The following is a 13,448-nucleotide window of genomic DNA, read 5'->3' as shown; positions in this document are numbered from 1 at the left end:
GACTGCGACGCTTTGGCATGCGCTGCTCCATCCATTCGAGGTTCGCGGGAGCGCGACTGGTGTTCTCATCACCGATGAAAGCCACGTACCGAACGGTGATGACGAAATGTGCGCCGCGATCCTGAGAAGCGCCAGAATCAAGAAGCTGAGCTATGTTTTGTTTTTCGGCACCATACGTCCTGCCTCGATAGTGTGCGTAACAGCCTCGGCGGCTCGTTTTTCTGCCGGGTCAAGCCGTCTCACAAGCCTCGGCCCACTCCAAAGCTCAACCGAGTGATCTTCAATCTGTTGCTTAGCCCATACTACGGCATCATCGTCACTATCGGCCGTGAACGTTCTAGAGCCAATGAAGTGACCATCGTTTCCAACAGTGTGAAGGCGATACTCGGTCATTTCGACGCCTCCTCCCAACCCATGCTGCACTGCCACGCTCTATAGCTGGCCCACGCGATCACGCGGGACGACACTGCACCATTGCAGCAGCGGCTTTAGATTTTTTCAAAAACCCAGGTTTTCTCGCCGCACTTGCTTTTGCACGTGCGAAAGGCACGGAGCGACGGATCGAGAATGCCGGCATTGGATACCGGCTGTTCCCCGCAATTTACGCAACGGGGGCGAGACCTGGTCAGCGGCGTTCTTTCGTTTCATTGGCGCGCCGAGAAGTCTCTCAACCTCAGATCAAATTAAGCTTTGATTTGACGCTCGCAAGTCCGGACATCTCACCCAAACATTAAATCTTTGCGGCTATTTCGGCTAGAGTTCTTCGCCCGGCAAAGGGGCAAGGAGGGCGATAAACGGGACCGGCATCCCACCTCCTCAATAAACGCGCGTACCGCGCCCCAGCCCGACCTTCGCCGGCCCGAGTAGCGTCCGTGCGGCGGTCGAGCGCCTTCTGTTGATCGTAATGGTGCGGCTACGCCGTGTCCGCTGAGGTCAATCGCGTCGGTTCGCCCCACCGCTGACCACCTCCGGTCTTCCCTCAACTGCGGACATCACGCATCGGGACCACCACTTCCGAAAGGTGCCAGAAATGGACCCGCCCGTCGCTCGGGCCAGTGTAACCCGCGATAAGAATATAATCTCGCCCGCACTCCCCGCGGCGCTGAATGCTGTCGTTGTAGCTCAAAAGAGAAGAAGCTATTCTAGCCGCCTGTAATGGATCCCTAGTGCTCGGCAGCCGAGGCCAGCCACGATGATCCGCATGGTCGTACTTGCTGCAATGTTGGGGGCGCTCATCGCGGCTGTGGCTTTCTATGCGATCATCCGGCCCCCAGGAAGTCAGCTTGTCGCGACCGACGAATGGCCGATCTGCAGCACCATGGAATCGCTCGCGGACAGTGCAGACTGGGCACAGCTCGATCCGGATTTCGCGGCGGGCAAGAAGGCGATGGTGGCCGGCGATTGGAATGGCGCCATCGCGGTGCTCAAGTCGGCAGCGCTGCGCGATCCGCGCAATGCAGAGATCCAGAACTATATCGGCTACAGTCATCGCCGCTTGCGGGAGCTGGAGCCTGCCTTCGCGCATTTTCGGCAGGCGCTGACCCTCAATCCGCGCCACCGCGCGGCGCATCAACACATGGGCGAGGCCTATCTGACGATCGGCAATCTCACCGCAGCCGAAGAGCATCTCGCAGCCTTGGAGCGCATTTGCCTGATCCCGTGCGACGAATATGGCGATTTGCAGAGAGTGATCGCGAAATACAAGTCCACCGCGACGCACTGAGCTCGGGTCGGCGGTGCGGTGCACCGCCACACGCGCCGCTAACTAGCGCTTGCCGGATCGTTTGTAGGTTTCGATCTTCTCCTTCAGTTCCTCGAACTCCTCGCAAGGGATCAAGCAGATCTGTTGCAGCATCGCGAGGTGTTCTTCAGCTTTCGCAAGGTTGTTCATAATCAAGTACGCCTCGCCGACATATTCATGTGCGCCGCGGTGACGCGGACTGAGCGTGAGCGCGCGCTTATAGTGCCTGAACGCGACATCGAGCTGGCCGGCATTGCGGTAGGCGTAACCGAGGTAGTTCTGGATATCGGCATTGCGCGTGTCGCGCAGCGCTGCCGACGAGAGCGCGGCGATGGCCGCACTCCATTGCTTGGCTTCGATCGCCTTCTTGCCGGTGGCGTAGTCGGGATCAAGCGCAACGGCGGCCGGATTCTCTTCGTTGTCGACCGCCGAGGTCGCAAAGGGGGTCAGCAACACAGCCCCGCCAACAAGCACAGCCGCGATGTTCGCCCTGGTCATGTCGAATTCCGGTGAAGTGGCCGCCGGCAGGGGGTCGGCGGCCGTTTGTTTCAGCGGGCTGCGGATGCTTGCTTGGCAGCGCCGATCTCGGGGCGATCGGTATCCGCGTTCTTTGTCAATCGCAGAAGTTCGGTGAAATATGTTGTCGCCTTCTGCTTGTCGCCCGACGCCTCGGCGGCTTTGGCGGCCCCATAGAAACCGCGCAGGCGCTCCCGCGCGTTCTTCATCGATGCTTCGTAGGCCTTGAGTGCCTCAGCGGCCTGGCCCTGCTCCATCAACAGATCGCCCAGCAGCTCGCGCATCGGATACAGGCGGTTCTCCATCGCCACGTGCTTTTCGCTGCCGTCTTCGAGATCGGCGGCAGCCCGCATGAACTTGAGCGCTTCCTCCGGCTTGCCCTGGCCCTGCGCGATCCAGGCTTGGGCACACAGGGCCTGTATCTCGACCTGTCCCGCCCAGTAACTCTGATTCGACCTCTCCAAGCCTGAACGAATCTCGATCAGCTTGGCGGCATCGGCCTGCGCGGCGGCGACATCACCGCTGCGCGCCGCGCCTAATGCACGGGCAAAGTGGGTGATGGCCTCCGCCGGCGGTATGGCGAGGCCGAGCGGCTTGAGCTGCGCCGCCCCCCGCCAGTCCTGCCGCTCGAGCATGTAGCGAGCGGGTATCGCCGCCTGTCCCATTCTGACCAATTGCGGTCCCACGACCTTCTGGATCGCGGTGTTCTCCTCGATCACGGCCTTTGCCTTGGCATCCTGGCCGAGCTGCAGATAGGCGTACTGCATGAAATCATACGCGTGCGGAACGCCGGCGAGCACGCCATCGAGCTTGCTCTTCTCGGCATACTCCTTGGCGACCGCGATGGAGGCCAGATTGGACGCAATGGAGGCTTCCCACATCCCGACCATCGAATAGATATGCGAGGGCATGTGCTGGGCGTGCGGCGCCGCCGGGGCAATCTTCGCATACTTGTTGGCAGCAGTTACGCCACGGTCCGCCAAGGTGGGAAAGTCGTAGCTGTGGATGAGATAGTGCGTCACGCCGGGATGATCAGGATATTGCTGGTCGATCGGCTCCAGGATTTCGATCGCCTTGACCAGGTTGCCCATCGTTTTGTGGTCGAACGTCTCGTTCAATGCGAGGGCATAGAAGATCTTCGCCTCGACGTCGTCAGGGTACTTCTTGGCGAGCGCCTCCATCGCCTTCTCGTAATTCTTGGCGCGTGTGTCCTGGTCGACCTTGTCATAGTCCTTGTAGAACTCTTCGATCGCCGCAAGCCAATCGCGTTCGCGGTCGGTCTTGGCGCCGATGGCCTTGCCCTTCTGGACCGCCTCGAGGCCGCGCTTGAGAACTGCGGCATCAAACGGGCCGACGAGCGGATTGGGGCGCACGCTGACGGCGATCCCCCAATGGGCGATGGCGCAGCTCGGATCAGTTTCGGCAACTGCCGAAAACGCCTTGATCGTTTCGGGATAGAAGAACGAGTGCAGCATGGCCAGCGCTCGCTCAAACTGTACCTGCGCCTGCGGCGTGCACGAGGTTTGGAACACCACGCGACCGAGTTCCTCGATCGATTTTCCTTTTGGCGGGTCGCCGGTCTGAGCCCAGACCCCAGTCGCGATCACGGCCGCTGCCGAGGCGGAAGCAGCCAATCCGAATGCTTTTTTGAACATCGAACCCTCCCTATCGAGACTTCAGTCTGGAGGATCCGCATTGCCGCTTCGGTGAATTGGACACCCATCAGGGCGTTCGGGCCATGCAGACCACAGACGAAGCAAGCTATGCGGAGCATGCGCTCGTCGGAAGAGCTCGTCAATCTGCGCGAGCTCGGCATCACCTTGTGCCATCTAGGGTGCAGAGCGTGAGCATCGATAGGATAAGTTTATCGGCGCCTACATGAAGGCCCGCCTGAAACGCCTTCCGGGCCTTGCCTGGTGAAGAGCCGGGTGCTTGGTTCGACTGCGCAGCGCCATCCGGCAAGCTGATCTTGCGCATGTCCGAGTTGGGGTCCATTTTCGGACCTCGGCGCACGCAATCGCGATGTCCGCTCTACGCCGAGCCGACTTCGTCAGCCTCGCGCGTCACTTCCGAAAAGTGCCAGTTTCGGACTCATGCACCGCACAAAAACCGGTGAATGTTCGATCACCGCGTCGGCGCGGGTGCGCGTAGGTTCATTCGGGCAAGCCCGCTTTCCGAAGCCCCTCGATCAACAGCTTCGCGTTTGATTGCCCGCCCCGCGCGATGAACGCTGATATTGTAAAGGCGGGATCGAACTCAAGCAGACGCGCCACCGCCTCACGGGCCTCAGCCTCGCGCCCGAGATGGGCGAAAGCGGACGCGAGACAGCAGTAAGCTGGCGAAAAGGAGGATTTCTGGCGTTGGGCTTTCTTGCCTGCGACGACGGCCTCGTCAAAGCGACGAAGCTCGATCAAGGCTATGCCCATCCCGACAAACGACCGATGTAGCTGGGGGTCCACCGGGCTCGTGCGCATAGCACGCTCAAAGCATCGTACCGCTTCCTCCGGCAGCCCCGCATTTCTGTAGACCCAGCCTCTGCCGTACCATGCGTCAAATGAATTGGGGTTGAGCGCGACCGCCCGGTCAGCCATTTCGATCGCACTTTCAATATCGCCGACCATGAACGCCGAGATTACAGCAGCCGCTGCTAACGTGTCTGGATCACTATCGTCGAGGCTCAATGCCAAGCGAGAAAGCCGAACGGCTTCCCTGCGGTCGAATTGGGGATCGTCAGCATAGCCGAAAAGGACGTTTTGCATGTGACCGACACCTGCCAGAACCGCTGCAGGGCGGAACAGAGGGGCCAGCTCCAAAGCGCAATGAGCCAGCTTGATCTTCTCGGCCAATTCTTCGGGGGTCGCGAGGTAATGCTGCAAGGCGCGGAGATAATAATCATACGCAGTGAGGTTCTCCGGTCGCCGCCGCGTGGACAATGCGATTTCTGTTTGAATAATCTTTGGCTGAATGGCCGAGACGACGGCGACCGTCACTTCGTCTTGGAGAGCAAAAACGTCCGTCAGGTCGCGCTCGAACCTGTCCGCCCAGATGTGCGCCCCTGTAATCGCATCGATCAATTGTCCTGCGATGCGAACTTTCCCCGCTGCCTTGCGCACAGACCCCTCAAGGATATAGCGCACGCCCAGCTCGTGCCCGACCTGCTTCACGTTCACCGCCTTGCCCTTGTAGGTAAAGCTGGAATTGCGGGCGATCACGAACAACCATTTGAACCGCGAAAGCGCGGTGGTGATCTCCTCAACCATTCCGTCCGCGAAGTATTCCTGTTCGGGATCGCCGCTCATGTTCTCGAACGGCAGCACGGCGATGGACGGCTTGTCTGGAAGTGGCGGGGCCGCGCTTAGTCTCTCGGTCAGCGCGCTAGACGCTCCAGCACGGACAGCGTAAGCGCGGACCGGCTTGGCGATGTTCTTGAGCTGCTGCTCGCCGCGATCCTCGAAGCCAACGTCCAGCTTGCCTTCGACTTCGCTATAGACCTTTTCGGAAATCAGGATGCCGCCCGGATCGGCGATCCCCTCCAGCCGGACAGCAATGTTGATCCCGTCGCCGTAGAGGTCGCCGTCCTGCCCAACGATCACGTCACCGAGGTTGAGCCCGATGCGTAGCTTGAATGGACCGCTACCCTCGGCGAGATGATCCTGCATCTCGGTCGCGCATCTCACGGCGGCCAAGGGACTTGCGAACTCGGCGAGCGCGCCATCACCCGTTGTCTTGATCAGTCGGCCGTCGTGTCGGGAGAGGCTCGGCGCGATCAAGTCCCGCTTGAGCCGCTCGAACTCGGCGTAGGTGGCTTCCTCCGCGCGTTGCATCATCGCAGAGTAGCCGACCACATCGGCGGCCAAGATTGCCGCCAACCGCCGTTGAACACGCTCTTCGGGCAAGGCCGCTCCCCATGTTCAAGATCAATTCGATAGCATCAGATCACACCAATGGGTTGCTCCGCTAGGTGCTTTCTCGGGTCGAAAAGCGGTCACGGGCCCGCACCACACGGGCCGACAAAGTAATCCCTCGGAGTGGCAGTAATCTAGGTGCCTATGTCCGAATCGGGTCAAAAAGCGACGGTCTCGCGATGTCCGCGTTGCTTCCGCTTTACCCCTGAAAGCCGACATTCATCGTAAGGTTCGGCATGCCTCAAAGGTGCCAAGAAGAGACTCATGCACCGCACCGATTATTCGGTCTGTAAACAGCTGGTTTGCCGGCGCAACATCAACTGCACTCAGCGATAAGATTAGTAGAACAAGCCGCCGCCGGGTTGAGAGCGGCGACGGCTTTTCTTTACGCGCTCACATGGCCGCGCCTATCGCCGCATGTAAAGAAACAGTCAGCGATAGCGCCAGCTTTCGACGCCATCAATGAGACGACGCTCCTGTTTGCGCAATTCATCAACTAGGCGTTCGAGGTAGGGCGGCAAAGGCGAGGCTTCGAGAGTTAAGTCCTGCTGCAGTCGGTCACCCACCTCGTCACAGATCGACCGGGCAGTCTTGTGGTCGATGTGCTCGGATATCCGGCTGGAGGGTTCCATTTCGCGATATCTCGATTAGCCCCATGATTCACTTAAGTTACAAGCTTGGGAATTGTTTCGCGCTTATTTGAACGATGGCGATGGTTCCATCTATTGGAACGAAGGCTTTAGGGTCACTGGCTGGTAGCCACAACTCTCCAGGCGCGAAGAGTTCGCTGCCGACGTTCACACTTGACCGGTCTGCAGGCTTTCCGAACGTTGGTTTAGCACTTGATCATGCCGGGTACCGCCGGCGATGTTGCCCAGCTTCTCGAAGTGCTCGCCGGGACCGACGGCCTCGACCCGTGCCAACCGGCGGGACGGCGGACGGAAGCCCATACAAGCAGTTCATCGGAGACAAATGCCTTGACCACCCGAAACACGCCCTACAGAATGAGAAAAGCCCCAGCTCGTTAGGTAAATGAGCCATGGCCCGTTCCAGCTCGAAGCCTAGGCAAGCCATTCTGGGCGCCACGGCAGTGCTTGGCGCTGTCGTGGCGATCACGTTATGTCTTTTCGCCGTTGGCGATGGCGAGCGGGCCGTAGTCACATCGTTCGGCAGGCCAGTGCAGGTAGTCACCACGCCGGGTCTTGGCGTGAAGCTGCCTTACGAAAGCGTGACTAAGTTCGACGGTCGGCTTTTTGTTTACCAGCCCCCACTGAGCGAATTCCTTACGCTTGAGAAGACTGCCGTGACGGCAACGGGCGCCGTCATGTGGCGCATAGCCGAGCCCAAACGTTTCTTTGAGACGGTTCTCAACAAGGCGGGTGCGGAATCGCGCTTGGGCGACATCCTCTCTGCAGAGCTTGGCGCCGCCATCGGCCGAAGTCCACTCGCTACCTTTGTCTCGGTCGAAGCCTATCGAGCAGAGGCCTTGCTCGCCGAGGTCGCCGCAAAGTGCCGGAATGTTGCACTTCGGGACTACGGTATCGAAGTCCTTGACGTCCAGCTGTTGCGCTTTGACTTCCCTCAACGCAACCGGCTCATGGTCTACGCGCGCATGCGCTCCGAGCGCGCCGCAATCAGCATGCGCTACCGCTCTGAGGGCGAGGAGGAAGGCCTCAAGATCCGTTCCGCGGCTCAGGGCGAGAAGACGAGCGTTCTAGCCGAGGCCTTCAAGGTCGCCCAGCGGCACCGCGGCGCTGGCGAAGCAGAGGCCGCCCGCATCTACGCCGACTCGCTTCGCGAGTCACCGCAGTTTTACGCGCTGCGGCGGACGCTCGACGCGTCGCGCAAGTTCGTCAAGGAGGGCACGACGATGGTGTTGCCGGCGAACTCCCATCTCTTCGGCCTACTGTACGACAGCAGTTTCTATGAGCCCGCCAAGCCGCCGGCAAGCCTGGCCGACAGTGCGAGAAAGGAAACGCCCTGAGATGACGAGCGGAAATCTTATGCCGCCCCATAGCAGCAATCTGCGCTGCCAACATAGGAGGAATTTCTATGATTCGAATGAACGAGCAGAAGGCACTTGCGGCCATCGTGGCTCTATCTTCGGCACTCGTAGTTATTGGGGTCGCGCCTGCCTCGGCCGCGGAAGTGCGCTATGACCCGGGAGACACCGTTTACTTCACCTATTGCCATGCGCATCCGCCGGCGATTCGCATCAAGCCAGGCGACACGGTAATCACAAGGACCAAGGACGCGGCGAACGACGTCTTCCAGCCGACCGACAAGACGGTGTTTCCGAGACTCGACCTTACCAGAGTCAACCCGCAGACCGGGCCGTTCTTCATCGAGGGCGCCGAGCCCGGCGATACGCTCGTCGTGCGTATCGACAGGATCGGCCTCAACAGAGACTGGGGCTGGGGAGCTTCGATCCCCTACTTCGGAGCCTTGGCGCCTGAATACAAGACGGCGATGATAACCGACCCGGTGCCGGACCGGCTCTTTATCTGGCGGCTCGACCGATCGAAAATGGTCGGTGTGCTCGACCTGCCCAACAGCAAGATCGGCAAAGTCGAGGTCCCGTTGCGGCCATTCTTCGGGACAATCGGCACCGCACCTGGTGGCAAGGAATGCATTAGCTCGCTGATACCCGGCCCTCATGGCGCGAACATGGACTTCAATGAGGTCGTTGAAGGTGTGACGATGTCTTTCCCGGTTTTCGAGCCGGGTGCGCTCTTCATGCTGGGCGACGGGCACGCCGCGCAGGGTGACGGCGAGATAGACGGCGCCGCTATCGAGACCTCGTTTGACGTCACCTTCACGGTGAATCTCATCAAAGGAAAAAAGATCAACTGGCCCCGGCTCGAGAACGACAGAATGATCATGTCGATCGGCAGCACGCGGCCGTTGATCGATGCGCTGCGGATCGCCTGCGTCGATCTCGTCAACTGGCTGGTGCAGGATCACGGCTACGACAAGATCGAGGCGCTTCAGCTTCTAGGCCAAGCAGCGCATCTCGAGATCGCCAACGTTGTCGATCCGCAGTACTCCGTGGCTTGTCAACTCGACAAGCGCTACCTGCCGCGGTGAGGTTGCACTGGAGACTTCAGGAAGCGTAGGGCTCTGAACATGGGCGTAGCCTGTTGCGGAGAAGGCGCCACCTTCGAAGGCCTGTCGGCTGATTACAAGCGGCGGCTTTGGATCGTCATTGCGATCAACGCCGGGATGTTCCTGGTGGAAATAGGAGCCGGCGCACTCGCCGGCTCACAGGCGCTGCAGGCCGATGCTCTCGACTTCCTGGGCGACGCAGCGACCTACGGTCTCAGCCTCGCGGTCATCGGTGCATCCGTTCGGGTCCGGGCGCGTGCGGCCTTTGTGAAAGGCGTCAGCCTCACGCTGATGGGCTTGTGGGTATTTGGGGCGACCGCCTATCACGTGCTTGTGCTCGGTGTGCCCCGCGCCGAGATCATGGGCGCCATCGGCTTCCTGGCTCTCGCTGCCAACGTGGCTAGCGTCGTCATCCTCGTGCGCTACAAGGATGGCGACGCCAACGTGCGGTCCGTGTGGCTTTGCTCGCGTAACGATGCGCTCGGCAACGTCGCCGTGATGCTCGCTGCGCTCGGCGTTTGGGCAACCGCGACCAGGTGGCCCGACCTGATCGTAGCCGCCATCATGGCGGGATTGTTCCTGTGGTCATCCGCTCAAATCCTGCGACAGGCGGTGCGTGAGCTCCGGACCGGTGAAATCTCGCTCCACACGCACGCGTCACACACGCACGCGCCGCCGGAGTGGATTCGGCTGCGCGACGGGTTTGCGGCCGCGATCCGCGTGTTTGTTACTGACACCCGCGTCAAGATCACGGCATTGGCAAGCCTGGGCCTCTTCTGGCTCGCAAGCGGCTTCTTTACCGTTCAGCCCGGGGAGATCGGCCTGCGCCTCAGGTTTGCTCGCATCGTCGCGGCCGACCTCGGCCCAGGCCTACACTACCGCCTGCCCTGGCCAATCGAGACGCACCGTCTCGTCGAAACCGAGCGCACGCGGAGTTCAGAGCTCGGTTTCCGCAGTCAGGCGGACGAGAGCTTGATGACGCGCGCACTCGCCCGCGAGCGGCTCACAGTGGGCGGGCCTTCGAATCCGGTGCCGGAGGCGATCAAGGCCAGGGGCTCCTGGTTCCAGCGCGAGGTGCTGGAGGGTGAGTCCTTCCTCCTGACCGGTGATGCCAACCTCATCGATCTTCGATCAACCCTGCAGTACCGCGTCAAGGATCCGGTGGCCTACGTCACAAACCTGGCGGAGCCTGAGGCGCTAGTCCGGAGCGTTACCCGCGCAGGGCTGCGTAGCGTTATTGCCACTCAGCGAATCGACGCGTTGCTAACAAACGCCAAAGCAGAGGTCGAGGCGCGGTTGCATGAGTTCGTTCAGGCGCGCCTGGACGGTCTGAATGCCGGCATCGCGCTCGTCTCGGTGCGCTTGGTCTACGTCCATGCGCCCCAGGAAGCACACGACGCCGAGCGGGACGTGGCTAGTGCACAGGAGGACAAGCTGCGCACGATCAACCGCGCCAAAGGGTTCGCCGCCGAGGAGGTAAACGAAGCGAAAGGAGAAGCCGCGGCGACGATCGAGGGTGCCCTCGCCGTCCAGGAGGAACAGGTCCGCCGCGCTCGCGGCGAGGCCCTAGCGTTCAGCCTACAGGTCGAGGCGTTTCGGCAAGCGCCCGAATTGGCTGCATTCCGCTTGCAGATCGAGACGATCGAGGACGTGTTGCCGAAGGCGCACAAGCTTGTCCGGCCGAAGGCGAGTGCCATCAAGGACTTCGACCTTTGGCTCCTTGAGCCTCCGATCAGCGCAGGCGGCAACCGATGAAAGGCAGCTCACCCTGGAGTTGGCAGATAAGCCGCGCGGGCGGCAGGCGGAGAGCAGCGCTTTGGGTGCTGACGCCTGCCGCTATCGCCGTGCTCGTGCTGTCGGCCCTTGCGAGCCTCTTCACATTGGATATCACTGAGCACGGGATGGTAACGCGCTTCGGCCGGATCGTGCAACTGGTTGAAGTGCCGGGCCTAGGCTTCAAGCTGCCCTTCGAGCGTGTGCAGCGGTTCGACAAGCGCATCCTATACTTGAGCACTCGGCCCGTTGAGTACGTCACGGCGGACCGGAAGAACGTGTCCGTTGCCACGCTCGCCACCTGGCGCATCGCCGAACCGGCGCGCTTCCTCGCGACGCTTGCTACGCGCGGCGATGCCGAGCAGCGGCTGACGGAGGCTATCGTCGGTGAAGTCGGCGCAGTGCTGGGCCGCCATAGCTTCGCCTCCCTGATCGCGCCGCATGGTTCGGAGAACAGGTTCGGGGCGATAGTCGCGGAGGTACGTGCCGGGGTTCAGGCTCTTGTTGCGCCCGCCTACGGTATCGAGGTGATCGATCTCGGTGTGCGTGAACTCGCCCTGCCTCAGCAGAACCGACAGAGCGTCTTTGAGCGGATGAAAGCAGAGCGGGCCCGCATCACCATGCAACTTCGCTCCGACGGGAAGGCCGAGTCGAGGCGGATCATCGCCGAAGCCGATCGACAGAAGGCACGCATCCTCGCCGAGGCCAACGAGCAAGCAAGGCAACTCGACGGCGAGGGAGAGGCTGAGGCGATGCGAATCTACGCGCGTGAGTTTGGCGCCGATCTACCCTTCTTCAAGCTCGTCCGCACACTCGAGGCCTATGATCGTATCCTCGACGACAAGACGACCCTGTTCCTGCCGTCCGAGTCCGAACTCCTGCAGATGCTGCAGCCGAGCGCATCGGTCGCGCGGGATATTAACCCGCCGCTCAAGGCTCGTCCCAGAAATGGCGAGACCGTGGGCGCTGGTGTCGAAGGTCAGCAGCCAAAGTCACGCGGGGAATCGCCATGACGGCCAGCCACGAAGACGGGGTGCAGCAGGACCGCGCGGAAAGCGTCCTCAAACATCCGCGCTGGCGCGCTCATGCGATCCGGGGCGGTGTCGTCTTCTTGCTCCTGCTGATCGCGGCCTACTTCGCCACGGGCTTCCATCTCGTCGCAACGGACGAGCAAGCTTTGGCGCGCCGCCTCGGCGCGCCACATGCCCGCCTGGGCCCCGGCATGCACTGGCGTTTCCCCTGGCCCATCGACCGGGTCGACGTGGTTAAGACCACAAGTGTCTCGAAAGTCGGCGTGGGCTTCGCGTTGCCCGAGCGAGAGCAGGAGACCGCGATTGGGATGGAACTGCTGACTGGTGACACGAACATCCTAAGCATCTCGCTCGTGCTACAATACGTGATACGCGATCCTGCCGACTTCCTGCTGCATGTCGAGGACACAAAGGAGCTGATCGGCGGGCTTGCCGAAAGTGTGCTCACCCAGGTTTTGGCTGGCTTGTCGGTCGATGAGGTCTTGACCACAGGCAGGCTTGCCATCCAGGACAGGGTGAAGATACAGACTCAGGAGCTCCTCGATCGCTACCGAAGCGGCGTTCAGCTAACGGCTTCCAGCATCATGGCCATGACGCTTGACGCGGCGGTGGCACAGGCCTTTCAAGACGTGGCGGACGCCATGGCCGATCGCGAGCGCTCACGCAACGAGGCGCGGGTCTATGCGGCCAACCTCCTGCCTAAGGCTCGCGGGGAGGCGCACACATTGGTCCAGGCAGCGCAGAGCCGGCGTGAGCAGCGCATCGCGCAAGCCATAGGCACGACCACTCGCCTCAAAGCTTTGCAGCAAGAGTATGCGAAGGCCCCCGAGCTCACGCGCACCCGCCTCTATCTTGAAGCCATGGAGAAGGCTTTGCCCAGAGTGAAAGCGTACATCCTGGACACAGAGGATGGACAGGCCCCGGTCAACTTGCGAGTGAGAGGCCGGTAGATTCTGTTCAGCGAACAGCATCATCCCCACCGGGTGCCCTTTCGGCCCAGCTCTAGCCGCTCGCTCAGAACCGGTCGAGCTGTGACTCCTGCCACAACTTCAGCGAGGTTGCCAGGCAGCAGTTTAACAGCCTGAGTTTCTGACGCTTCCGCTTAGATGCGCTACGACGGTCTCGATGTGAATGTTCTCTGATGCGGCCACTATCGCGCGTGCCACCGGCGGAACAGATGAAATTCAGGAGCAGGGCCCGCTTTGGGAAGAACCGTCGGATGTCCGCTCCGGGTCTTGGCTGTGTGAAAACGCGAAGCCGCTCAAGGACGATAGAAGAAGTTATTCGTCCAAGACCGCTTTAGGCCACCAACTCGCAATCGCATTCAACTTTAAGATCGAACTGAAGAACGTCATTCTCGTCGCGTCTCGAACTTTT

General features: G+C 61.0%; 12 protein-coding genes and 1 pseudogene. 9 read left to right on the top strand and 4 right to left on the bottom strand.

Annotation, left to right across the window (positions count from 1 at the left end; genetic code table 11):
- Together KIP88_RS43750 and KIP88_RS43745 are read left to right on the top strand one after the other, a co-directional pair.
- On the top strand, positions 1-277 hold a 277-nt coding region (locus KIP88_RS43750), incomplete at its 5' end, for a hypothetical protein (protein ID WP_214494247.1).
- 924 nt (positions 278-1,201) lie between these two features.
- Entirely contained in the window at positions 1,202-1,723 is a 522-nt protein-coding gene (locus KIP88_RS43745; protein WP_214494246.1) for a tetratricopeptide repeat protein, read from the top strand.
- Positions 1,724-1,765: 42 nt separating this feature from the next.
- Here the strand turns inward: KIP88_RS43745 and KIP88_RS43740 are convergent, their stop codons facing one another.
- From KIP88_RS43740 to KIP88_RS43725, 4 genes are all read right to left on the bottom strand, one after another.
- Positions 1,766-2,239: a tetratricopeptide repeat protein gene (locus tag KIP88_RS43740; RefSeq protein ID WP_214494245.1), complete on the bottom strand. Its 474-nt coding sequence runs from the start codon at positions 2,237-2,239 to the stop codon at positions 1,766-1,768.
- Between the two features lie 50 nt (positions 2,240-2,289).
- On the bottom strand, positions 2,290-3,912 hold the full coding sequence (locus tag KIP88_RS43735) for a tetratricopeptide repeat protein (RefSeq protein WP_214494244.1): 1,623 nt from the start codon (positions 3,910-3,912) through the stop codon (positions 2,290-2,292).
- A gap of 498 nt (positions 3,913-4,410) precedes the next feature.
- Positions 4,411-6,114 (bottom strand): adenylate/guanylate cyclase domain-containing protein, encoded by a 1,704-nt coding sequence (locus tag KIP88_RS43730; protein ID WP_214494243.1) that lies wholly within the window; start codon positions 6,112-6,114, stop codon positions 4,411-4,413.
- Positions 6,115-6,593: 479 nt separating this feature from the next.
- The gene (locus KIP88_RS43725; protein WP_214494242.1) at positions 6,594-6,794 is read right to left on the bottom strand and encodes a hypothetical protein; all 201 of its coding nucleotides are present in this window, start codon (positions 6,792-6,794) and stop codon (positions 6,594-6,596) included.
- A gap of 407 nt (positions 6,795-7,201) precedes the next feature.
- On the opposite strand from KIP88_RS43725, the gene hflC (KIP88_RS43720) reads away from it, so the two are divergent.
- The 7 genes and pseudogenes from hflC (KIP88_RS43720) to KIP88_RS43695 all read left to right on the top strand — a co-directional run.
- Positions 7,202-8,146 (top strand): protease modulator HflC, encoded by a 945-nt coding sequence (gene hflC / locus KIP88_RS43720; RefSeq protein WP_214494241.1) that lies wholly within the window; start codon positions 7,202-7,204, stop codon positions 8,144-8,146.
- Between the two features lie 77 nt (positions 8,147-8,223).
- Entirely contained in the window at positions 8,224-9,249 is a 1,026-nt protein-coding gene (locus KIP88_RS43715; protein ID WP_214494240.1) for an acetamidase/formamidase family protein, read from the top strand.
- Positions 9,250-9,288: 39 nt separating this feature from the next.
- A pseudogene (locus tag KIP88_RS47500) lies at positions 9,289-9,912 on the top strand (cation transporter); the annotation flags it as partial.
- Between the two features lie 75 nt (positions 9,913-9,987).
- Positions 9,988-11,022: an FtsH protease activity modulator HflK gene (hflK, locus tag KIP88_RS47495; RefSeq protein WP_374226601.1), complete on the top strand. Its 1,035-nt coding sequence runs from the start codon at positions 9,988-9,990 to the stop codon at positions 11,020-11,022.
- A 65-nt stretch (positions 11,023-11,087) separates the two neighbouring features.
- Positions 11,088-12,053, top strand: coding sequence for a protease modulator HflC (hflC, locus tag KIP88_RS43705; protein ID WP_214494238.1), 966 nt, complete (start codon positions 11,088-11,090; stop codon positions 12,051-12,053).
- Positions 12,050-13,021, top strand: coding sequence for an FtsH protease activity modulator HflK (gene hflK / locus KIP88_RS43700; RefSeq protein WP_214494237.1), 972 nt, complete (start codon positions 12,050-12,052; stop codon positions 13,019-13,021). Before hflC (KIP88_RS43705) ends, hflK (KIP88_RS43700) begins: the two co-directional genes overlap by 4 nt.
- 181 nt (positions 13,022-13,202) lie before the next feature.
- A partial coding sequence (locus tag KIP88_RS43695) for a hypothetical protein (protein WP_214494236.1) occupies positions 13,203-13,448 on the top strand: 246 nt, incomplete at its 3' end.

The sequence above is a fragment of the Bradyrhizobium sp. SRL28 genome, assembly GCF_018596315.1.
In the GTDB taxonomy this organism is placed as follows: domain Bacteria; phylum Pseudomonadota; class Alphaproteobacteria; order Rhizobiales; family Xanthobacteraceae; genus Bradyrhizobium.
Note: the sequence above shows the minus strand (reverse complement) of the source record. Positions and strands in the feature narration are given on the sequence as shown.